This is a genomic window from Chitinophaga cymbidii, from assembly GCF_007992715.1.
GTDB classification, from domain to species: Bacteria; Bacteroidota; Bacteroidia; order Chitinophagales; family Chitinophagaceae; genus Chitinophaga; species Chitinophaga cymbidii.
Window position 1 is genome coordinate 1076409 of sequence record NZ_BKAU01000002.1, and the last position, 20573, is coordinate 1096981.

Here is a 20573-nt window from a genome sequence, read left to right on the forward strand (position 1 = left end):
AAACGGCCTGTTTGTAATGGAGCATCAGATGCTGCTTTCAGCAGTGGCCGGGCATTCTCCTTTAATTGATCACCTTCCCTTTCCACTTGCCGCTTCTTAGGTACCACAACGCCAGCAGGCACATGGTGGTCCAGTACACGAACTCCGCGCCCCAGGCCCAGTGCAGCGGGCTGCGCCAGCGTTCGATCACGATCACACAGTAAACAAGGTATATCGCCACGGCGGCAAATTCGATCGCGAGGTTGATGCGCGTATTGCCAGTGCCGGTCACCCCGTTGAAAACGATGGCGGTGACGGCGGACAGCAAGGTAACAAGCGTACACACGCGGATGGAGGGAATAGCTTCCGTGATCATCGTCAGGTCTGCCGTGTAAATGCGCAGCAGCTGATACGGGAAGAGATTGATCAGCAGGCTCACGCCCATTGCGCAGATGATGGCGAAACCGGCTATCTTCCTCACCATCTTCAGCACGTCTTCTTCTTTCCCCTGCCCGATCAGATTACTTACCATCGTATTACAGGTAGCGGCCAGCGCCCAGGTGAAAATGCCGAACAGCCCGAAAATGCTGCGCATCATATTGGAAATGGCCAGCGGTCTTTGCCCAAGGTGTTCTATAAAAATGAAGAATATCAGCCAGCTGCCGATGCTGAACAGGAACTGCACGATCAGCGGCGCCGAAATGGTGAGGATGTTGCGGATTGCCGCCCAGTCCGGCTTCAGGCGGGCGAACAGGTGATAGGTACGATGGAATTTCAACCCGAAGATCATGGCGAAGGCCACGGCGCAGCCGGTGATCTCGGCCATCACGGAGGCATAGGCCGCGCCGTTCAGTCCCAGTTGCGGCAGCCCCATCTTCCCGAATATCAATCCATAATCCAGCACAATATTCAGCACTTCCTGGAACAACGAGGTAATGACCAGCAGCCGCGTATGGCTGGTGCCGATGTACAGCGCGTTGCACAAGCCCATCAGCATCAAAAAAGGCAATCCCCAGATACGGATACGCATAAACGCAGCGGCGGCCTCGCGGATGGCGGGATCATGCAGGGTACGTCCGAAGAAAGCGGGCACAAAAAGGCTGGTGGCCGTTACGGCAAAAGAGGAGAACACCAGCGCCAGCACGATGCCGTTGGAAAAATACCGGCCCATCCCCGTGTAGTTCAGCTCACCGGCGCGCCGCGCGAACAGTACCTGCAGGCCGTTGTTCAGTCCATGCGCGATCATGTACATGACCAGGTAATAGATACCGGCAATGCCGTTCACGGCAAAGGGGAATTCCCCGAGATGCCCGAGAAAGGCGGCGTTCGTCATGTGATTGACCTGCGGCAGTATGAGCGCCAGGCAGATAGGCCCCGCAATGGAGAAGACCTGCCTGTTCGATAAGTTGACTTGCATATTGTTTTCCGGCGGGGCAAAAATACACCCTTTGCCCAAATTTGATTATTATTGTGCTTTACAATCAGAAACGCATGCCCGTGGCTTACACGATACAACCGACATACGCGATAGACGATGCCTCTTTGCTGGAAACGGACCTCACTACCTGCACTCTGCTGGTACTGATAGGCAGCGGTACATTCAGTTATGCCGTGCTGTCGCCTGTTACCCGGAGGTTCCTGGCCCTGAAGAGCTACAGCTACCAGCCCCGCACCCTTGCGGTGGCGGACCTGGAAATGATCGAGCAGATCTTTGATGCGGACAAGCTGCTGTTCACGGCTTTCAAGGATGTGCTGCTGGCTTTTGATTCGCCGGACAGCACCCTGGTGCCCGAATCGCTGTACCAGTCGCAGCTGAAAAAGGATTTCCTGCACGCGGCGCACCTGGAAAAAATGCAGGAAGCCGTGCTGGCGGACCATCTTCCGGACCTGGGCATGGTGCATGTGTTCGCGACCGACAAGGACATACTGGGCTTCCTGCGCAAGGAGTTCTCCTCCGACCGCGTGGTGCATGCCTACACCGCATTGCTGAAATCGTACCGGCAGGATAATGATGTGCAGTTCTCGGACGGCGTGGTGTTCATAGAAATACAGCCGCAGCATTTTGCACTGACCATCTATGCCGCGGGAAAGCTCCTGCTGCAGCAGCAGTTCGCCTACCGCAGCGGGCTCGACATAGTATATTATATCGTCAACTCCCTGCGCCAGCTGGGCCTGAACGAGCAGCAGGCAAAGATCAAACTGGGCGGCGCCCTCACGCACGACTCACAGGTATACCAGGAGCTGAACCGCTTCCTGCCGCGGCTGGACTGGGTAAAGAAGCCGCATAACTTTTTATACATCGCGAAGATGAACGATGTGCCCGCCCATCATTTTCACAATCTTTATGCGTTGGCCTTATGCGTATAATAGGAGGAGAGATGAGCGGAAGGCGCATCAGCCCGCCCGCGAACATGCCGCATACCCGTCCCACTACGGACATTGCCAAAGGCGGCCTCTTCAACATCATCGAAAATAATCTCGACATAGCTTCCCTGAAAACGCTGGACATATTCGGGGGCACGGGCAGCATCAGCTATGAGCTGGCGTCCCGCGGCGCCACCGATCAGACCATCGTGGAGAAGGATACCGCCATGGCGGATTTCATCAGCAAAACCGCCGCCATGCTGAACATCCCGCTGAAGCTGGTGCGGATGGACGTGTTCAGATTCCTGCAGCAATGCAACGAGCAGTTCGACTTCATTTTCGCGGGACCGCCATACGCGCTCGGGAATATCGACGAGCTGCCGAAGCTGGTGTTCGAAAAGCAGCTGCTGAAGCCCGAAGGCTGGTTCGTGCTGGAACATACGCCGCGCAACAACTACAAGCAGTTCAGCTACTACCGCACCGAGCGGAACTACGGCACCACCATTTTTTCCATATTCATCAACCGGGAAGAACTTAAAAAATAGCCCGGCCATAATATCATCAGCATGCAACGTATTTGCTTATTTCCCGGTACTTTCGATCCTGTTACGCTCGGCCATACCGATATTATCGACCGTGCGCTGCCGCTGTTCGACGAGCTGATCATCGGCATAGGGATCAATGCCACGAAAGTGCCGATGTTCAGTGTGGAGCAGCGTGTGGAGTGGATTCAGGAGATCTACAGGCATGAGCCGAAGATCCGGGTAGCTTCATATGAAGGGCTGACCGTCAACTTTTGCAAAGCGGTGAATGCGCGTTTTATCCTGCGCGGTATCCGTTATGTGAGTGATTTTGAATATGAAAAAGCAATTGCGGACATCAACCGGAAGATGGAGCACGAAGTGGAAACCATCTTTCTGACCTGTTCGCCGGAATATTCCACCATCGCCTCCACGCTGGTGCGCGATGTGATCCGTCACGGTGGCGATGCCGCGCAGTTCCTGCCGGAGCCGGTGGCAAAGGCCATTCAAAACAAGAAGCCTTAAAAAATCATCAACATGAAACCTGTCTGGTTCTCCCTTGATATTTCCCTCGATCACCTCAACGAGAACGCGCAAAACACGATGGGCGCCTACCTGGGCATGGAGTTTACGGAGATCGGCCCGGATTACCTGCGGGCGATGATGCCGGTGGACCACCGCACCGTACAGCCGTACGGGTTATTACACGGCGGCGCTTCCGCGGCGCTGGCGGAAACCGTGGGCAGCGTGGCGTCCGCGTTGATCATCGATCCGGCAAAGCAAATATGCGTGGGATTGGAGATCAATGCCAACCACGTGCGCGGCGTACGGGAAGGGTATGTGCATGCGGTGGCAAAGCCTTTGCACATCGGCGGCACCACGCATGTGTGGGACATCCGCATTTGTGATGATCATGAGAAGCTGGTCTGCGTCAGCCGTTTGACGGTGGCGGTATTGCCGAAGCGGTGATTGGCCGGCTTGCATGGCCCCGGGGAGCCTGCCCCGCTTAATCTTTCCGTTTCACTGCCACCAGGTAATGCATCCGCTGTATCACCTCATGGTCCTGCACCACAAAACCCGCGGCGGACAGCATGATCTTCACCTGCTCGATGCCGAGCCGCAGCTTCTGATAGCTGCTCACTTTCTGGATCCATTGCCCGTTCTGCTTTTCCATCAACATATCAAACACCCGTACAAATCCCGGAAAATATTCCAGGAAGCAGGTATGGATGCGTTCGTCTTCGGCGCGGACGGGAATGAAGCGCTCTTCTTTTTCCAGTTCCTGTGTGAGGTCGCGGAAAGAAAGCACGAGCTTGCCGCCTTCCGGCAGGATGCTGTTCCATTCCCCGAGCAGCGTGTTCACCTGCTGCACGCTTTCCAGGTGCGTGAGCGTATCGCCCATGCAGGTGATCAGTTCGGCGTTCATAGTGTACTGCGCCGCGTTGGCGATGTTGGCGAGGATGGTGCGCACGGTCATGCCTTTGGCGCGGGCATTCAGCTCGGAGAGCAGGTGCTGGTTGAAGTCCACCGCATACACGGTAAAGCCGAGGTTAGCCAGTGAAATGGTCTGCAATCCGTGTCCGGCGCCGAGATCGATGGCTACGGCACTGCCGGTGGGCGTGATGTGCTTGTTGGAGAAATAGGCTTCCTGTTCCTGCTGTTTGGTGTCGAAATTGCCGGTCATCCAGGCATAAAACGCGGCCAGGTGGTTGTCATAGTGGGCTTGAGCATTCATAGGTCATAGTTTATAGCCAGCTTTGAGAAGCACATCGATGATGTTTTGATAGGAATATTGCATGTATTTGCCCAGGTTTTCGGGGCGTATCCATTGAATATCCATGATGTCTTCTTCTATCTGTGGTATGGTCAATTCAGTTCCGGTGAACCGCATGCGGTACCAATGGCTGTGCTTCAGCACCTTCTTGTTCTTCCAGGGATAGTAGTGGAAGGTTTCGGTGATCTTTCCGTCGAGGCTGATGTTATGCAGTCCTGTTTCTTCCTGTACTTCCCGCAGGGCGCAGGCTTCGAGGGTTTCCCCTTCGTCCAGCTTCCCCTTCGGCAGGTCCCATTTACCCCGTCTGAACATCAGCAGCACTTCTTCCGCAGGATTGCTGATCAGTCCGCCCGCCGCTTCAAACACCGTAAAGTGCGCTTTTACCCGGTTGAATAAAGATACGGGGTCGGCGTCAAGAAACACAGCATTTGCCAGTTCATTCTTTTCCAGCTGGTCTATTATCCGGCTGATCTCCTTTTCATCGGGCGCCCTGTATACAGGGGCGTTATGATATTCCGTGGGCAGGGAGGCATGTTCATCCGCGATCACCAGCGGCCTTTCGTTGATATATATATTGACGGGTGTTTCCATCCGGCAAAAATAATCCATCCCTGCATTCAAATTCGTACTTTTGCGCCGTTATGAACAATGTCAGCGAAAAACAGGTAGCAGAGAAGCTGCTTCAGATCCAGGCGATCAAGCTTAGCCCGGCAAAGCCCTTTTCCTGGGCTTCCGGCTGGAAATCACCCATTTATTGCGATAACCGTACGGTTTTGTCTTTTCCATATGTTCGTGATTACATCAAATCGGAATTGTGCAACACGGTATTCGAGACTTTCCCGGATGCGGCGGTGATCGCCGGCGTGGCAACTGCGGGCATTCCCCACGGCGCCCTGGTGGCCGATCAGTTGAAATTACCATTTATTTATGTGCGCTCCAAGCCTAAAGAGCATGGTATGGGCAACCAGATAGAGGGCGTATTGCAGCCGGGCCAGCCGGTGGTGGTGATAGAAGACCTGATCTCTACCGGCAAAAGCAGCCTGGAAGCGGTGGCGGCCATCCGCGCCGCAGGCGGCGAGGTGATGGGCATGGTGTCGATCTTTACCTATGGATTTGATGTGGCCGCCAAAGCGTTCGAAAGCGCGGGGGTGCCGTTCAAGTCCCTCAGCAATTACAGCGCCATGATCGAACTGGCGGTTGAAAAGGGCCTGGTATCCGCTGATGACCAGGAGACTTTGCAGAACTGGCGGAGTGCGCCGGACGTTTGGGGGAAGTAAGGATCGATATATTCATTATTTTCGTATATTGTATAAAATATATCATGCTATGCGTACAATCAAATTAGTGCTGGTGCTGTTGCTTTGCGGGGCAGGAGCGGCGATGGCACAGGTGAAAAAAGGGACCCTGGCGACCGCCAAGATCAGCGTTCCTACCGTGCAGTGTAAAATGTGCAAAGAAAGGATCGAACGTTATTTCTACCAGGAAGAAGGGGTGAAATCCATGCTGGTGGATTACAAGAAAAAGGTGGCGACGGTTAAATACTATACTGACCGCACCAATGTGGAGAACATTAAGACCGGCATCGCCAATGCGGGATATGATGCGGACGATGTGACGGCGAATGAGGATTCTTACAAAGAATTGCCGAAGTGCTGCAAGAAACCGGAAGACGGCGGAGGGCCGGAACCGAAGAAGAAAGGCTAGAAGATATTTTCAGGGCTTTGTGCCTGAGGGGGCTGACCAGATTCCTGGCCGGCCCTTTTTTTTTGCCGTTACCAGATCCCCTTTACACCGCGCACAAAAATCAAAAAAAGTCGATTTTCTGGCGGGTCTCGCACTTGATCGGGAAGGGCAGAAATACGCCCTTTTTGCCCACTTTACAATTTCCGGCGGCCTTGATGGTCACTTCTTTATTGGTCAGCGCGCCGAGCACATTCCGGAAAACATTCCCCATATCCACCTCCAGTTTTACCGGGAAATAGAAAGTATCCTTCGCCGGGATATCGATCATCGTGTCCTGCAGGGAATGCCCCACTTTGGTGTCGTCCAGGAAAAGATCGAATTCGGCGTCTTTAAGCCGGAGGGAAAAATTATTGGGGTTGAAATAGGCGAGCTCCATTTTTACGATGCTTTTGGAAAAGCCAAGCTGATCGAAATTAACGCTGGCTACCCGGACAAATTCCAGGTCTTTTACGTTCCCGCAAGCGCTGACCACTCCCCAAATGAGGAACACTAAAATTGACTGTTGAATCCTTTTCATGAACGGCGGATAATGAAATTTCTCCAAACCTACGAAACTATGTTCTAACAAGACGTTAAGATTTGATCGCTCCGAAGGGTCGGAGAGAACTTCCCTATTTAAAATTTTACTTTAAGTAAAATGAGCCCAAAATCAATCATTTTTTCAACTAATAACTTTAGTATTTTTGTTGACTTTTAAATTTCAGCTTAAAATGACATTTTGCTAAAGTAGATAGCATATTTAATTAAATTCTATGAACTGTTTTCCAATAAATTACGTTGTTATAACTGATGCTTAACATTTAATTTGAGGAGGGCAAAAACAATGGATTTTACACCTTTTAATTTCTAATCGTGACTATATGACAGAGCAGTCGAAATTCAAAACATTATTAATTGAATCTCAATATTTTCCGCCGATTTCATTTTATAAAACTTTAATTGAGGTCGACATATTAAAGATTGAGCGATATGAACACTACCAAAAGGTGAGTTACAGGAACCGGTGTTACATTGCGGGACCGAATGGAGTGATCTTGTTGAGCGTTCCGTTGACGAAAGGAAAAAATCAGCGGACGATCATGAAGGACGTCCGGATCAGTCATGAAGAAAAATGGCAGGCCCTTCACTGGAAGACTTTGACTTCGGCTTACCGCCGCTCCCCCTGGTTCGAATATTTTGAAGACGGCCTGGCTGATCTGTATGAGCGGAAATTCGATTTTCTGCTGGACTGGAACATGGCCTGCTTTGAATGGGCGGAAACGGTCCTTGGCCTGGAGAAGCCGGTAAGCTATACGGAGAGTTTCCGGAAATCGTATGACCCGGCGGAGGGGATACAGGATCTGCGGGATGTTTTGGCGCCGGGTAAAAGTGCGGGGGAGCTGCCGCAGTACACCCAGGTTTTCGGGGAACGCACCGGGTTTGTGCCCGGCCTGAGCATCCTCGACCTGATTTTCTGTGAAGGAAAACGGGCTTCGGAACTATTGAAATGATAATGAACGCATTGTAAAAGAAAGAGGAGCCGGCATAAAACCGGCTCTTTGTTGATATTTTAATTGTAATTTCATCGATATAAATAATTAATAATCAATTTATAGTATCACATTTTCCCCTTTCATAAAAAAGATGGAAGATTTTTGGAATTCCATTCGAACAAAATAGTAGATTTGCATCCAATTTTGCTGGTGAAACGACTTACGTAGGTGTATAAACCAGAAGTTTCCAGCTCATTTAAATGTGGTTTAAGTTTTATTGTTTAATCCTTAACAATCATTCACAGCGTTAAATGAACAACACCTACACGGATCTCGTTAACCAAACCTTCGAGTTTCCACAGGATGGCTTCGAAGTGAAGGATAACAACCTGGAGTTTAATGGATTGGATATCCGGGCATTAATTGACAAGTACGGAACACCCTTCAAGCTGACGTTCCTTCCCAAGATCGGGATGCAGATCAACAGGGCGAAGAAAATGTTCCAGGACGCGATCAAAAAGAACAGGTACGACGGCAAGTATTATTATTGTTACTGTACCAAGAGTTCACACTTCTCCTTTATCATGGAGGAGACCCTGAAGCACGACGTGCACATTGAAACTTCTTTCGCTTATGATATAGATATCATCAACAAGCTGTACGAGCGCAAGAAGATCACCAAAGACACGTTCGTGATCTGCAACGGTTATAAGACCAAGACTTATACCCGGAGCATCGCCAAGCTGATCAACAGCGGGTTCACCAATGTGCTCCCGGTGCTGGACAATAAACTGGAACTGGACGACTACGCAAAGTTCGTCCGATCCAAAGAACCGGTGAAGCTGGGTATCCGCATCGCGGCAGAAGAGGAACCGACATTTGATTTTTATACGTCCCGTTTGGGCATCGCCTCCCGCGACATCCTCGAGTTTTACGTGGACAAGCTGAAGGGCAATCCGAAGTTCGAGCTGAAAATGCTCCACTTCTTTATGAACAAGGGGATCAAGGATGATATCTTTTACTGGAGCCAGTTCAACAAAGTGCTGAACCTTTATTGCCAGCTGAAGAAGATCTGTCCGGAACTGGAGAGCATCAACCTCGGCGGCGGCTTCCCGATCAAGCACTCCCTCGGGTTCGACTACGATTACGCTTACATCGTAAACGAGATCGTGGCCAACATCAAGAGTGTTTGTAAAAAGAACAAGGTACCCGTGCCGGACATCTATACCGAGTTCGGTTCCTTTACAGTGGGAGAGAGCGGTGCGGTGATCTACAGCGTGCTGGGTGAAAAGATGCAGAACGACCGCGAAAGCTGGTACATGATCGATAGTTCTTTTATTACGACTTTGCCGGACACCTGGGGCATCGGGGAGAAGTTCCTCATGCTGCCTATTAATAAATGGGACCAGGAATACCAGGAGGTGCATCTTGGCGGGCTGACCTGTGACGGGTACGACTTCTACACCTCGGAAGAGCACATCAACGCTGTGTTCCTTCCCAAACTGACGAACGGGGAACCGCTGTATATCGGGTTCTTCCATACCGGCGCCTACCAGGATCAGCTGAGCGGCTACGGCGGTATCAAACACTGCCTAATCCCGTCGCCCAAACACGTGATTGTAGGCTACGACAAAAATGGACAATTAAAAGACTGGTTATATGCGAAGGAGCAAACCTCCCAGAGCATGCTCAAGATTTTGGGTTATTAAAATAATGGGTTAGTAATCCACTTAAAAACCCCTCGGTTCTCCGAGGGGTTTCTTTTTTCAATAAGGCGCTAAAAAAAACAGGCCCCCTTGTCAGGAAGCCCATAATTTCATAGGATAGATCGATCCAACATTCATAGTAAGGGATAAACGATTTCAAGGCATAGTGTAAAACGGGACATATTTCATATGTAAGGAATAACGAACACTCATGGTATAGTTATAAAAAGGAACGTTCAGGAAAACTTATGGTATGGAATAAAAAGAAATGCCTCACGGCGGCGGCTCAACGGTGGCCATCAACCTTGCTCTCATCGGGTGGAAGCCCGCTCGTAATTTGTTTGTAGGTCCGTGCTGAAAGTTCGCAGTCTGGTCTGTATAATATATCCTATCCTGTCCTGTCATTAAAGGCTGCAAGTGCCCTGTTCGCCATCTGGCCGTTCTTCGGTGTGGTGCGGTGTGCTGTCTGCTTCAAGGTTTCATATCACGAACGGCCGCAACTAAATCGCACAGCACAAAAATAGTTGCACCTGCATCGATTGCAAATACCAATTAGTTGTATCTTTTAATATGATCCGCCGGCGGCTGATGTATTCATATACTTATTTTTGATATTATGAAACAGCGTTATGTAATCCCGTTGCTATTATTAGTCATATGTTCAAGTCCAGTGTGGGCACAGTCTTCAGAGGAGGAATTTGTTAAGAGCGCCATTAACAAACTGTTTGAGGGGATGAAAAATGGTGATAGCGCGATGGTAAAGGCTGTGTTCGCGGATAATGCCATTTTGCAGACCATTTCGGGCAAGCAGGAGGGTGCTCCGGTACTGGTCACCGGCTCCCTGCAGCAGTTTCTCCGGGCGGTGGGCGCGCCTCACACGGACGTGTGGGATGAGCGGATCACTTTTGAGCGGATCATGGTGGACGGGGCCCTGGCAAGCGTGTGGACGCCCTACCGGTTTTACCTCAACGAAAAATTCTCGCATTGCGGGGTCAACTCGTTTCAGCTGATGAAATCGGCCTCCGGCTGGAAGATCATTTATCTCGTAGATACGCGCTATTCCTCCGGCTTGCTGCCGTCCAGGAAATGAATGGCGGTATCGCATTGTTTCTCGATCTCGGAGAAGCAGGCATCCAGCAACTCAATATTCCCATCTTTGTATTCACTCTTGCCGGAGCGGGAGAGGCCCTTTACCAGCAGGAACTGTTTGGTGAGGTTCTGCGCTACCAGCGCGGAGTGCTGCTGCTGCTTTTCCAACGTATGCAGCTGCTCCTGCCTGGCGAGGTTGCGGTAATAGTGGCCCCATACGCGGAGGCAGACCAGCAGGTAGCCCGCCATGATAAAGGGAGTGGCCATATACTTGTCCGGCGCCGAATACGAGGTGGCCAGGAAAACCGGTATGTGCCGGATCTTGATGAACGCCACCAGCCCCAGGTAGAGGAAGAGGATAACGCCCAAAGCCACCGCCGTGCGCATGCCCGCCACGAAATACCCCAGCAGGCAGGCCATCATCCAGGGAATAGCATATAAGAGGGACACGTCCAGATCATTCGTAAAGGAAGAGAACATGGGCATCACCAGCGTGTTGAGCGCTGCCACCACGCCCACCACCGCGGTGCCGTTGCCAGCCATCATCATCCCGGCGCAAAGCACAAAAATGGCGAGGAAGCCGGTATGGATAGTGAGATTCGTATAGTCCTGCCCGTACATCAGCAGCATGATCACCGGTATCAGCAGCAGGCTGTAGAAGAAGATGAAGTCGAACAGCATCTTAATGCGGGCGCGTTCCAGCGGGTCCGGCGTTCTGGATAAAAGTGTGCCCGTTACCGTTAATTCGGTATTTCCATAGAGATCATTGGCCAGGTTCCGTATGCTTTTAAGCACAGGTATCATTGGGGAGCATTATAAGTACCGGCAAGGTAATACCATCTGTCAACCCGCCTATTCAACGTTAGTGGTAAATTTCCGGGGGGAGCGGCATAAAAAAAGCCGCTCTGGAGAGAGCGGCTCTTGTACTTACTATTCCTAACCCTTATGCAACTGTAATATCTTTAACGGTGTCCTTTTTTTCTTCTTTTTTAGGCAGGGTCAGCCTGAGGACGCCATTTTCGTATTTCGCGTTGATCTTTTCAGCGTCTACGCTTTCATCCAGCTTGAAGGAGCGGGAGAAGGAGCGGAAGCTGAACTCGCGGCGAATGTGTTTTTCATTTTCTTCTTTCTGTTCGGCCTTTTTCTCCGCCTTGATGGTCAGTGTGGGACCTTCCAGGTTGATGGAGAAGTCGGCTTTCTCAAAGCCCGGCGCTACTACCTCAAGGGCATACGCATCTTTGGTTTCGCGGATGTTCACCGGCGCATGGCTGCCGAAGAAATCCGATGTAATGAAATCCCTGTTCAGGAATTTGTTGGAAAAAATATCGTCCATGATGCCACCAAGGGTCTTTGCAGGCTGATGATTGAATTTCACGAGTGTCATAGTCATTATTATTTTTAGTGTTAAACCATTTTTTTCGGTTACGCCCGGTATAGATCAAAGGAGATACCAATGCCGGAAAGCTGCTAAAAAGCCTGATTTTAAAGACAATTTGTCGTAATAAAACAACTTATAAAGACATAATGTCATTTTCTTAATTTATTGAAGAATATCAATATATTGTTTAACTTTGCAAAAAACATAGATTATGTACCCTGCGGAACTCGTGATGCCTATGAAGGCAGAACTTACAGATAATGGTTTTGAGGAGCTGCTGAGCCCCTCCAAAGTAGATGAAGTGCTGGCTCAGAAAGGCACTACCCTGGTGATGATCAATTCCGTATGCGGATGCTCGGCCGGTACTGCCCGTCCCGGTGTGCTGATGGCCGTTGCCACCAGCGAGAAGAAGCCGGACAGGCTGACGACCAGCTTTGCCGGTTTTGATACGGATGCGGTGAAACAGATCCGCACGCACCTGATGCCTTATCCGCCGTCTTCCCCGGCCATTGCATTATTTAAAGATGGACAGCTCGTTCATTTTATAGAGCGTCATATGATCGAAGGACGCTCGGCACAACTGATTGCAACCAATTTGCTGGCTGCATTTGACGAGTACTGTTGAGACCGAATGTGAGGATCATCCGGATTACGCAAAAGTTAATTATTGACAAAACGTAATTCATAATTGATTATTCACATTTGAAATGTAACTTGGTGGTTTGATTTTCCTTTTGATATAATTCGGCTTTGTTCATAGGAAAACTCAGATCACCATTTTTTTTGTCTATGTATCCTAATTTATACTACGCGTTCAAAGATCTCTTCGGGATCGAAATACCGGTTTTTAAGATATTGCAGACGTTCGGCTTCTTTGTGGCCGTTGCTTTCCTGGCCGCTGCTTATGTGCTGACCTCGGAGCTGCGGCGCCGGGAACGGCTTGGCCTGTTGCAGGGAGTGAAGGAAAAGGTAATGGTCGGGCAGCCGGCATCGGTGGGAGACATGACCGTTAGCGCCGTGATCGGATTTATCCTCGGTTTTAAATTGATAGGATTGATTCCCGGTCTTGGTGGCAACAGCGGGGGAGATCTGCGTGATTATATATTATCCGCGCAGGGAAGCTTGATCGGTGGCATATTAGGCGCTGCCGCGATGGCTTACTGGAAATACAGCTCAAAGAAAAAGACAGCGCTGGCCAAACCGAAGGAAGAGGAAGTGCTGGTAATGCCGCACCAGCGGGTGCCGGACTTTACCATACAGGCCGCGGTAGCCGGGCTGATCGGCGCCAAAATATTTCACAACCTCGAGAACTGGGGCGAGTTCGTAAGAGATCCCTGGGGCTCTCTTTTCTCCGCCAGCGGCCTCACCTTTTACGGTGGCCTGATCGTAGCGGCATATGTGATCATCCGCTACGCCAGCAAAAAGAAGATCAACTGGAAACACTTGGTAGATAGCGCCGCGCCCGCCCTCATGCTGGCTTACGCGATCGGCCGCATGGGCTGCCAGTTTTCCGGCGACGGGGACTGGGGTATCAATAACAGCGCATATGGCACCGATCCCACCGGCAAAGTGGTGAAGATCTCGCCGGCGCAATATCAGGAGATACTGCACCGGGATTCCGCATACTTCGTGCGGCAGTTCGGCAGTCTCGAAAATGTACCGCACCGCAGCTTCGAGAAGCCCGCTTCCCTCAGCTTCATGCCCGATTTCTTCTTTGCATACAGCTATCCGCATAACGTGGTGAACGACGGCATCCAGCTGCAGAACTGCGATCATGAATATTGCAGCGCCCTGCCCGTTGGCGTGTTCCCGACACCGTTATACGAGATCATTGTCTGCGGACTGTTCTTCGTTGTACTGATGGCGATCCGCAAAAAGGTGACCACGCCCGGCGTGATCTTCGGTATCTATCTTATATTGAACGGCATTGAACGTTTCTTCGTGGAAAAGATCAGGGTCAATACGAAATACGACATCTTTGGCTTTCATCCCACGCAGGCCGAGATCATCGCTACCGGCCTCGTGATAGGAGGGGCGCTGCTGATCTGGTACGCCCGTAAAACGAATCCGCTTAAAACCGCCTAGCGCACATCATTAATATATGCAGCGTCATCCCAATCTGATTCCACTATCGCATGAGCATAAAAGCCTGCTGTTCGTTTGCAGGTATCTGAAAAAGGACGCAGCCCCTTACGAGGGGTTCCCGCTGGATGCGCAATCCAAGCTGGCCTACATCGTAAAAGTATTCCAGGAAATTATGGTGCCGCATATTCAGAAGGAAGACCATCTGTTTGAGGTGTGCCGCGGGCATCATCCCGAAATAGATGTGCTGCTGGACGAGCTGCTGGAGGAACACCGCATCATTTCCGGCATGTACAGCGCGCTGGTAGACCACGCGGACCTGGTGGAAGGCATGCATAACATCGCCTGCAGCCTGGAAGCGCACATCCGGAAAGAGGAAAGAGTGGTGTTTGAAAAGTTACAGGAGATGCTGCCGGACGTGATCGCGAACATCAGCTTCGATAATCACCCCTGATTGTCCGCCGGCCAGTGGAACCATAACCCATACCCATCCGGATCGCTCAATGTGACCGCTTTAAATCCGTATCCCGTTATAAAGGGCGCTTTTACGGCAACGCCTTTCTCCGTAAGATAACGGTGCATCGCATCCGGGCATCTAAATCCGCCCGCAGCATCCCGGTTTCCGCCCGCTCATCCCCATTTCAGCTTCCCCTTTGTAACAAACCCCCTTTCCCTTCGTCTTCCTTATAACCGGCTATATCGTACATCCCCGTTTTACCCGAATCATTAAAACAGGTTTTTACCAATCGTCACCAGAATATGACCATTTGTGTAAACTTATGTACTATGTAAAGCATAATACCTACTTTTGCATTGTAGTTGTTTAAGAAAGGAACTACAGTTAAGAAAGGAACTATAGGAATTGAAAAAGCATCGCCAAGTATCTAAATCTACATCCGCCTTATATGAAAAAGATCATCAAATTGTTGACCCTGAGCGTTTTACTGATTAGTATAAACAACATGGCTCAGGCGCAGGCCCCCAACGGCCAGCAAACCCAAAAGGGAAGAATCAGTGGTACGGTCGTCCGTACAGATAAAAAACCGGTGGAATTTGCCACCATCACCCTGCTGCGGGTAAAAGACTCCTCCCTGGTGAAAGGGGCTATCGCCAGCGTGGAAGGCAAATATGAGTTTGAAGGCATCCCCGGTGGCCGGTACCTCGTAGCCGCCGTAAACATGGGCATGAAAAAAACCTTTAGTGTACCCTTCACCGTGAACGGCGCCCCGGTGAAAGTGCCTGCCCTCGTGCTGTCAGAAGACACCCGCAACCTGAAAGAAGTGAACGTGACCGCCAAACGCCCCTTCATCGAGCAGAAAGCAGACAAAATGGTCGTGAACGTGGAAAACAGCGTGGTGGCCGCAGGAGGCACCGCCATGGAAGTGCTGCAGCAATCCCCCGGCGTACAGGTAGATAAAGACGACAATATATCCATGCGTGGCAAGAACGGTGTGATCATTATGATCGACGGCAAACCCACGAACATGTCAGCCCAGGACGTTGCTCTGCTGCTAAAAAACATGCCAAGCTCTAACGTAGACCAGATAGAGCTTATCGCCAATCCTTCCGCCAAATATGATGCAGCAGGCAACGCCGGGATTATCAACATCAAGCTGAAAAAGAACAGCACCTACGGTACCAACGGCAGCGTGAATATCGGAGGGGGACAGGGCAAGCTGCCCAAGCTCAACACGGGCGTCAGCGTCAACCACCGCAATGAGCACATCAACGTGTACGGTTCCTATAATTACAATTACAACGGGAACTTCGAGAACCTGGACATTTACCGCGATAACATGGAAGAGAGCGGCCGGATGGTATTTGATCAGAATTCTTACCTGGACAAAAAATCCAATTACCACGGCGCCAAAGCCGGCCTGGATTATTTCATCAACAAAAACCACACGATCGGGGTGATGGCGAATGTATCGCTCGGCGACTGGACGGGGAAAGGCAACAGCATGACCTGGATCGGCAACGGCGAGGCGATCGATTCCAGCCTGAAAACGAAGACAGACAACCGTTCCAAGTGGGACCGGCAGTCCTGGAACCTGAACTACAAAGGCCGGCTGGACACTACGGGCAAGGAGCTGAACATTGACCTGGACTACTCCCGCAACGTGGACAAGCGCAACAACCTCCTGTATTCCGCTTACATGGACGGCGGCGGCAAGCAATATTACCGCGGAGATACCACCCGCAGCCTGCAGCCTTCCATCATCGACATCAAAACCGTGAAGATCGATTACACGCATCCCCTGAAAAAAGAAGCGAAGCTGGAAGCAGGCATCAAGCTGAGCTTTGTGAATTCGGACAACAATTCCCGGTTCGATTCGCTCAAGCTGGCGCAATGGGAGTACGACATCAACCGCTCGAACTATTTCATCTACGAGGAAAACGTGAACGCCGCGTATATCAACTACAGCCGGCAGTTCAAAAAGCTGGGCGTACAAGCCGGCCTGCGCGCGGAGCAGACGAACGTGAAAGGCAACTCCATTACCTTGCAGCAGGTGAACGACACCAGCTACCTGAACTTTTTCCCGAGCGTGTTCCTCAGCTACCAGGCCAGCACCGATCATCAGTGGGGAGTGTCCTACAGCCGCCGGCTGCAGCGCCCGAACTACAACAACCTGAACCCCTTCGAGTTTTTCCTGGACCGGTATACGAAGGCCGGCGGCAACCCGAACCTTCGGCCACAGTTTTCCAGCAACTTTGAGCTGCGGCACACCTTCAAATCATTCCTGAACACGGCCATCGGGTACAGCCATACCAACGATATGCTGTCCCGCATCCTGGAACCGGGGGTAGACCCCAAGACCGGAGACACCACCGTGCTCGTCTATAAATACATGAACGTCGCCAAAAGGGACAACGTCAACCTGAACATCTCCGCGCCTGTTCCCGTCACCAAATGGTGGAACAGCTTCACCAACCTTTCCGTTTTCTACAATGCGTTTGAAACGGTGGTGAGCGGAGAGCAGATCAAACGCTCTTCCGGCGGCTTCTACGGCCAGACGCAGCATACTTTTACTTTGAGCAAGACCCTCTCCGCCGAGGCATCCTTCTTCTACGTATCCCCGCAGATATCCGACGAAGGACTGTTCAAAATGAAAAGCATGTACGCTTTCAACATCGGCTTTTCCCAGCAGGTGTTGAAGAAGAAAGGCACCGTGAAGCTGAATGTGAACGACGTTTTCAATACCCAACGCTTCCGCGGCGAGTACAGCACCGCCAACCGGGACGTGAGTCTGGGCACCCGCTGGGACAGCCGCCAGATCCGTGCATCCTTCACCTACCGCTTCGGCAACTCCAACGTAAAAGAGGCCCGCAACCGCAAGACCGGGCTGGAAGACGAGCTGAACCGGGTGAAGTAGTATCAACAGCGTACCTAATCATGTTTTAGGTATATAAGGATGGAAGGAACGCAGTCCCTCGTGGGCTGCGTTCTGTTTTTCGTATTTTCGGAAAAAATTCCCGTTCCCCGTGCAACCCTTTTCCTGAACCACCGTCTTTAATATGAGCTTATTACCAGAGACCTTGGAAAAAATGCCTGTAACAGATCAAATCGTGGTACGCTGCCGCAAGGGCGACGTTCGGGCTTTCCATGAGTTGTACGAGGCGTATTCCAGGGCGATGTACAACATCTGCCTGCGGATGACGGGGCATTCCAGCGATGCCGAAGATGTGCTGCAGGAGGCATTTGTGCAGGTGTTCAAAAACCTGGAAAAGCTGGAATCAGACAGCAGCCTCACCGCCTGGATCAAGCGCATCGTGGTCAATCACTGCCTTAGCTATTTGCGTAAAAAGAAGGTCAGCTGGGAGGAAGTGGGAGAGATGGAGGCAGCCGTTGAAACGGAAGTGGATGAAGAAGCGCACGCGCTCACGGTGTCTATGGTAAAAGAGGCCATCCGCGAGCTGCCGGACGGGTACCGCACCGTGCTGAACCTCTACATCTTTGAGGAATATTCGCACCGGGAAATAGCCGCCCTGTTAGGGATCACCGAATCGACCGTTAAAACACAGTTCATGCGCGCCAAGGAAAAAGTGCGGCAGCTCGTGAAACTAAAAATAAAGCAATGAAACTGGAAGATTTCATACAGCAGCATCGCAGCGAATTTGAAGAAGAAGGGCCGGGGCCGCGCGTCTGGGCCGCCCTCGAAAAAGAGCTGCCGGTACGCCAACGTCCCACGGTGGTGCGCATGCTCGCGCGTCACTGGTGGAAGGCCGCCATACTCGTTGCACTGATCGCCAACGCCGGCATCCTGCTGAAAATGAACGCGAAGAAAGACGCCGGCGTCGTACTGCCGGAAATAGCGGAAATGCAGGGATATTATACTACGCAGATCGAGCAGAAGCTGGACGAGCTAAAGGCGCTGCCGCCGGAAGAGCTGGGGCTGGACAGCACCACCCGCCGGGAGCTGGAGATCCGGAACGATACCTACAAACTGCTGGAAAGGGAATTGCAGAACAACCCGGGAAATGAAAGGATCCGCGCCGCCATGATCCGCTACTACCAGATGAAGCTGGAACTGCTGGACAGAATACTCTCCGAACACGAAAAATACAACGATGAAATTGTCACACCTTCAAATAAAAAAGATGTTCTCTAAATCTACCATACTGCTGCTTTTGCTTTGCCCGCTCGCTGTATTTGCCGGGAAAGGGGACCAGGAGTTCAGGATCCATCTCACTAAGGCATTCAAGGTGAACCCCGGTTCAAAAGTGGAAGTAAATAATAAATACGGCAAGATCGTCATCAAGATATGGGACAAACCGGAATGCAAGGCAGACATCGAGATCGTAGGATATGGGAAGAATGATGAGCAGGCGAAGAAGATGGCCGAAATGGTGGAAATAAAAGAATCCGCGCCCGGCGGCCAGGTAAGGCTGGAAACAAAATATAATCCCGCCGGCGGTTCATGGCTCTGGGGTGGGGGAAGACGGGATTCCAAAGAGTATGTGAACGTGAATTATGTGATCTCCGTGCCGCCGAGCCTCGGCGCAATGGTGCTCCGCAATAACTTCGGCGACATACTCGCGCATGAGCTGCCCTTCCGTGTGTCCGATATCGCGATCAACTACGGCTTCCTGGATATCGGCAGCGCCGGCCATCTGCTGAAAGTAAATATGAACTATACCGATAAGGCCAGGATCGGCAATGCCGCAGACCTGCAGGTGAACGCCAACTATTCCAACCTGCGCTGTGAGAATGTAGACAACCTGCAGATCAATTCCAACAACTGCAACTACGTGATCGGGAACATAGAAGAACTGCGCCTCAATTGTAATTACGACGATTATAAAATTACCACCATCAACACCATCAACCTGAATGGAAATTACACCAATGTGAAAGCGGAAAAATTGAAAGAAAGAGGAGTGTTTTCCACCACTTATTCGGGTGTGAAAGTAGGGAAGGTGCTGCCTTCATTCAAGGGCCTCACCATCAGCGGCAAGTATTCCGATTTTCAATTCGGGATAGACAGGAATACCGCTTTCCGCGTGAGCGCTTCCCTGCGGTACGGCAACCTGCGTACCAATGACTTTGAGTGGAAGAACGTGAAGAAAGAACAGAAAAATCAAAACCTCTCCTTTTCCGCCATAACTACCAATGCTACAGACGCATCCGCGCTTATCAAAATTGATGGGGCTTATTGCGATGTAAAATTGGGAGGAGATTAATTCAAAAAACCATTCTAAATCCGACAGTTTATGAAAGTGAAAGCATGTATGATGCCCCTGCTGTTGTCCGCTTGTATATTGGCAACAGCAGGAGTACAGGCGCAGCAGAAGATCACCGGCAGCGGTGGTGTAAAAAAGGAAACCCGCGATGCCGGCAGGCCCTTCGACGAGATCGCCGTATCGGGACAATACAAAGTGTACGTTAGCCAGGGCAGCAGGCAGGAGGTCACAGTGGAAGCAGAAGAAAATTTGCTGCCTTACATTGAAACGAAGATCGACGGGGACGAGCTGGGCATTGGCACAAAAAGGGGATACAATATCCGCCCCACAAAAGATGTGGTGGTACGTATCACGGTGGTGAAGCTGGATGCCATTGCCGCCAGCGGCAGTTCCAACTTCTTCAGCGAAGGTTCCATCAAGGGCGATGACCTCGAGATCTCGCTGAGCGGCAAGTCACTGGCTGAATTGAGCCTGGACTACAACAAGCTGGAAGTGAACGTTTCCGGCGATGGAAAGGTAAAGCTGAATGGCCGGGCCGATAAATCGGAGATCGCTATTTCCGGCTCCGCGGATATCGCGGCTGCGGACCTCAAATCGAGGGATGTGGAAATAGCCATCTCGGGTAACGGCAACGCGCATGTGCAGGCTAACGGAAAGCTGGAAGTCGCCATATCCGGGAGCGGCAAGGTGAAATACCGCGGTTCGCCGTCGAGTGTGGAGCAGTCGGTTTCCGGGCAGGGGAAGATCGTGAAGGAATAAAAATATTGACGGGGCAGTACAGCG

23 protein-coding genes are annotated in these 20573 nt (G+C 51.2%); 17 read left to right on the top strand and 6 right to left on the bottom strand.

What is annotated here, in order from left to right; genetic code table 11:
* Window positions 1-61: 61 nt before the first annotated feature.
* The gene (locus CCY01nite_RS15495) at window positions 62-1396 is read right to left on the bottom strand and encodes an MATE family efflux transporter (RefSeq protein ID WP_146863481.1); all 1335 of its coding nucleotides are present in this window, start codon (window positions 1394-1396) and stop codon (window positions 62-64) included.
* 53 nt (window positions 1397-1449) lie between these two features.
* On the opposite strand from CCY01nite_RS15495, the gene CCY01nite_RS15500 reads away from it, so the two are divergent.
* Genes CCY01nite_RS15500 through CCY01nite_RS15515 form a run of 4 tightly spaced genes read left to right on the top strand, consistent with a single transcriptional unit; the run spans window position 1450 to window position 3833 of the window.
* A complete protein-coding gene (locus CCY01nite_RS15500; protein ID WP_146863483.1) occupies window positions 1450-2346 on the top strand; it encodes a DUF3822 family protein in 897 nt (298 codons plus the stop codon).
* A complete protein-coding gene (locus tag CCY01nite_RS15505) occupies window positions 2337-2888 on the top strand; it encodes an RsmD family RNA methyltransferase (protein ID WP_146863486.1) in 552 nt (183 codons plus the stop codon). Before CCY01nite_RS15500 ends, CCY01nite_RS15505 begins: the two co-directional genes overlap by 10 nt.
* A 21-nt stretch (window positions 2889-2909) precedes the next feature.
* Window positions 2910-3389, top strand: a complete 480-nt coding sequence (coaD, locus tag CCY01nite_RS15510) for a pantetheine-phosphate adenylyltransferase (RefSeq protein ID WP_146863489.1) — start codon at window positions 2910-2912, stop codon at window positions 3387-3389.
* A gap of 12 nt (window positions 3390-3401) precedes the next feature.
* On the top strand, window positions 3402-3833 hold the full coding sequence (locus tag CCY01nite_RS15515) for a hotdog fold thioesterase (RefSeq protein WP_146863492.1): 432 nt from the start codon (window positions 3402-3404) through the stop codon (window positions 3831-3833).
* Between the two features lie 37 nt (window positions 3834-3870).
* Here CCY01nite_RS15515 and CCY01nite_RS15520 read toward each other — a convergent pair whose 3' ends face one another.
* Window positions 3871-4599 (bottom strand): class I SAM-dependent methyltransferase, encoded by a 729-nt coding sequence (locus tag CCY01nite_RS15520; RefSeq protein WP_146863495.1) that lies wholly within the window; start codon window positions 4597-4599, stop codon window positions 3871-3873.
* A gap of 3 nt (window positions 4600-4602) precedes the next feature.
* Complete coding sequence (locus tag CCY01nite_RS15525; RefSeq protein WP_186831081.1) at window positions 4603-5229, bottom strand: NUDIX hydrolase; 627 nt, start codon at window positions 5227-5229, stop codon at window positions 4603-4605.
* 50 nt (window positions 5230-5279) lie between these two features.
* On the opposite strand from CCY01nite_RS15525, the gene pyrE reads away from it, so the two are divergent.
* Entirely contained in the window at window positions 5280-5915 is a 636-nt protein-coding gene (gene pyrE, locus CCY01nite_RS15530) for an orotate phosphoribosyltransferase (RefSeq protein ID WP_146863501.1), read from the top strand.
* A 49-nt stretch (window positions 5916-5964) separates the two neighbouring features.
* On the top strand, window positions 5965-6342 hold the full coding sequence (locus CCY01nite_RS15535; protein WP_146863503.1) for a heavy-metal-associated domain-containing protein: 378 nt from the start codon (window positions 5965-5967) through the stop codon (window positions 6340-6342).
* A gap of 100 nt (window positions 6343-6442) precedes the next feature.
* On the opposite strand, the gene CCY01nite_RS15540 is transcribed toward CCY01nite_RS15535, so the two are convergent.
* Complete coding sequence (locus CCY01nite_RS15540; RefSeq protein ID WP_146863505.1) at window positions 6443-6898, bottom strand: LEA/WHy family protein; 456 nt, start codon at window positions 6896-6898, stop codon at window positions 6443-6445.
* A gap of 343 nt (window positions 6899-7241) precedes the next feature.
* On the opposite strand from CCY01nite_RS15540, the gene CCY01nite_RS15545 reads away from it, so the two are divergent.
* From CCY01nite_RS15545 to CCY01nite_RS15555, 3 genes are all read left to right on the top strand, one after another.
* Entirely contained in the window at window positions 7242-7871 is a 630-nt protein-coding gene (locus tag CCY01nite_RS15545; RefSeq protein ID WP_146863507.1) for a WbqC family protein, read from the top strand.
* A 293-nt stretch (window positions 7872-8164) separates the two neighbouring features.
* Entirely contained in the window at window positions 8165-9562 is a 1398-nt protein-coding gene (locus CCY01nite_RS15550) for a type III PLP-dependent enzyme domain-containing protein (protein ID WP_146863509.1), read from the top strand.
* Between the two features lie 613 nt (window positions 9563-10175).
* A complete protein-coding gene (locus CCY01nite_RS15555) occupies window positions 10176-10649 on the top strand; it encodes a nuclear transport factor 2 family protein (protein ID WP_146863511.1) in 474 nt (157 codons plus the stop codon).
* Here CCY01nite_RS15555 and CCY01nite_RS15560 read toward each other — a convergent pair.
* Window positions 10616-11452 carry a hypothetical protein gene (locus CCY01nite_RS15560; protein ID WP_146863514.1) on the bottom strand — a complete coding sequence of 279 codons (837 nt, stop codon included), beginning with the start codon at window positions 11450-11452 and terminating at the stop codon, window positions 10616-10618. The two genes, CCY01nite_RS15555 and CCY01nite_RS15560, sit on opposite strands and share 34 nt — an antisense overlap.
* Window positions 11453-11591: 139 nt before the next feature.
* Window positions 11592-12032: an Hsp20/alpha crystallin family protein gene (locus CCY01nite_RS15565; protein WP_222614393.1), complete on the bottom strand. Its 441-nt coding sequence runs from the start codon at window positions 12030-12032 to the stop codon at window positions 11592-11594.
* A gap of 205 nt (window positions 12033-12237) precedes the next feature.
* Here CCY01nite_RS15565 and CCY01nite_RS15570 point away from each other — a divergent pair, with 205 nt between their 5' ends.
* The 8 genes from CCY01nite_RS15570 (at window position 12238) to CCY01nite_RS15605 (ending at window position 20549) form a co-directional block, all read left to right on the top strand.
* Window positions 12238-12651 carry a BrxA/BrxB family bacilliredoxin gene (locus tag CCY01nite_RS15570; RefSeq protein WP_146863517.1) on the top strand — a complete coding sequence of 138 codons (414 nt, stop codon included), beginning with the start codon at window positions 12238-12240 and terminating at the stop codon, window positions 12649-12651.
* 164 nt (window positions 12652-12815) lie between these two features.
* On the top strand, window positions 12816-14111 hold the full coding sequence (locus CCY01nite_RS15575) for a prolipoprotein diacylglyceryl transferase (protein WP_146863520.1): 1296 nt from the start codon (window positions 12816-12818) through the stop codon (window positions 14109-14111).
* 16 nt (window positions 14112-14127) lie between these two features.
* Window positions 14128-14562, top strand: a complete 435-nt coding sequence (locus CCY01nite_RS15580) for a hemerythrin domain-containing protein (RefSeq protein ID WP_146863523.1) — start codon at window positions 14128-14130, stop codon at window positions 14560-14562.
* Between the two features lie 451 nt (window positions 14563-15013).
* Entirely contained in the window at window positions 15014-17482 is a 2469-nt protein-coding gene (locus CCY01nite_RS15585) for a TonB-dependent receptor (RefSeq protein ID WP_146863526.1), read from the top strand.
* A 172-nt stretch (window positions 17483-17654) separates the two neighbouring features.
* Window positions 17655-18188, top strand: a complete 534-nt coding sequence (locus tag CCY01nite_RS15590; protein ID WP_186831082.1) for an RNA polymerase sigma factor — start codon at window positions 17655-17657, stop codon at window positions 18186-18188.
* Window positions 18185-18718, top strand: coding sequence for a hypothetical protein (locus CCY01nite_RS15595; RefSeq protein ID WP_146863532.1), 534 nt, complete (start codon window positions 18185-18187; stop codon window positions 18716-18718). The genes CCY01nite_RS15590 and CCY01nite_RS15595 overlap by 4 nt, the downstream gene beginning before the upstream one ends.
* Window positions 18708-19790: a hypothetical protein gene (locus CCY01nite_RS15600; RefSeq protein ID WP_146863535.1), complete on the top strand. Its 1083-nt coding sequence runs from the start codon at window positions 18708-18710 to the stop codon at window positions 19788-19790. Before CCY01nite_RS15595 ends, CCY01nite_RS15600 begins: the two co-directional genes overlap by 11 nt.
* 30 nt (window positions 19791-19820) lie before the next feature.
* A complete protein-coding gene (locus tag CCY01nite_RS15605; protein WP_146863538.1) occupies window positions 19821-20549 on the top strand; it encodes a head GIN domain-containing protein in 729 nt (242 codons plus the stop codon).
* The last annotated feature ends 24 nt before the right edge of the window (window positions 20550-20573 follow it).

Excerpts from the sequence above, each read along its gene's own strand:
- CCY01nite_RS15580 (WP_146863523.1), top strand. The coding sequence starts at position 14,128 with ATGCAGCGTCATCCCAATCTGATTCCACTATCGCATGAGCATAAAAGC.
- CCY01nite_RS15525 (WP_186831081.1), bottom strand. The coding sequence starts at position 5,229 with ATGGAAACACCCGTCAATATATATATCAACGAAAGGCCGCTGGTGATC.
- CCY01nite_RS15590 (WP_186831082.1), top strand. The coding sequence starts at position 17,655 with ATGCCTGTAACAGATCAAATCGTGGTACGCTGCCGCAAGGGCGACGTT.
- CCY01nite_RS15605 (WP_146863538.1), top strand. The coding sequence starts at position 19,821 with ATGAAAGTGAAAGCATGTATGATGCCCCTGCTGTTGTCCGCTTGTATA.
- CCY01nite_RS15505 (WP_146863486.1), top strand. The coding sequence starts at position 2,337 with ATGCGTATAATAGGAGGAGAGATGAGCGGAAGGCGCATCAGCCCGCCC.
- CCY01nite_RS15595 (WP_146863532.1), top strand. The coding sequence starts at position 18,185 with ATGAAACTGGAAGATTTCATACAGCAGCATCGCAGCGAATTTGAAGAA.
- CCY01nite_RS15495 (WP_146863481.1), bottom strand. The coding sequence starts at position 1,396 with ATGCAAGTCAACTTATCGAACAGGCAGGTCTTCTCCATTGCGGGGCCT.
- CCY01nite_RS15520 (WP_146863495.1), bottom strand. The coding sequence starts at position 4,599 with ATGAATGCTCAAGCCCACTATGACAACCACCTGGCCGCGTTTTATGCC.
- CCY01nite_RS15570 (WP_146863517.1), top strand. The coding sequence starts at position 12,238 with ATGTACCCTGCGGAACTCGTGATGCCTATGAAGGCAGAACTTACAGAT.
- CCY01nite_RS15540 (WP_146863505.1), bottom strand. The coding sequence starts at position 6,898 with ATGAAAAGGATTCAACAGTCAATTTTAGTGTTCCTCATTTGGGGAGTG.
- CCY01nite_RS15545 (WP_146863507.1), top strand. The coding sequence starts at position 7,242 with ATGACAGAGCAGTCGAAATTCAAAACATTATTAATTGAATCTCAATAT.
- CCY01nite_RS15560 (WP_146863514.1), bottom strand. The coding sequence starts at position 11,452 with ATGATACCTGTGCTTAAAAGCATACGGAACCTGGCCAATGATCTCTAT.
- CCY01nite_RS15600 (WP_146863535.1), top strand. The coding sequence starts at position 18,708 with ATGTTCTCTAAATCTACCATACTGCTGCTTTTGCTTTGCCCGCTCGCT.
- CCY01nite_RS15535 (WP_146863503.1), top strand. The coding sequence starts at position 5,965 with ATGCGTACAATCAAATTAGTGCTGGTGCTGTTGCTTTGCGGGGCAGGA.
- CCY01nite_RS15565 (WP_222614393.1), bottom strand. The coding sequence starts at position 12,032 with ATGACACTCGTGAAATTCAATCATCAGCCTGCAAAGACCCTTGGTGGC.
- CCY01nite_RS15515 (WP_146863492.1), top strand. The coding sequence starts at position 3,402 with ATGAAACCTGTCTGGTTCTCCCTTGATATTTCCCTCGATCACCTCAAC.
- CCY01nite_RS15575 (WP_146863520.1), top strand. The coding sequence starts at position 12,816 with ATGTATCCTAATTTATACTACGCGTTCAAAGATCTCTTCGGGATCGAA.
- CCY01nite_RS15550 (WP_146863509.1), top strand. The coding sequence starts at position 8,165 with ATGAACAACACCTACACGGATCTCGTTAACCAAACCTTCGAGTTTCCA.
- pyrE (WP_146863501.1), top strand. The coding sequence starts at position 5,280 with ATGAACAATGTCAGCGAAAAACAGGTAGCAGAGAAGCTGCTTCAGATC.
- CCY01nite_RS15555 (WP_146863511.1), top strand. The coding sequence starts at position 10,176 with ATGAAACAGCGTTATGTAATCCCGTTGCTATTATTAGTCATATGTTCA.
- coaD (WP_146863489.1), top strand. The coding sequence starts at position 2,910 with ATGCAACGTATTTGCTTATTTCCCGGTACTTTCGATCCTGTTACGCTC.
- CCY01nite_RS15585 (WP_146863526.1), top strand. The coding sequence starts at position 15,014 with ATGAAAAAGATCATCAAATTGTTGACCCTGAGCGTTTTACTGATTAGT.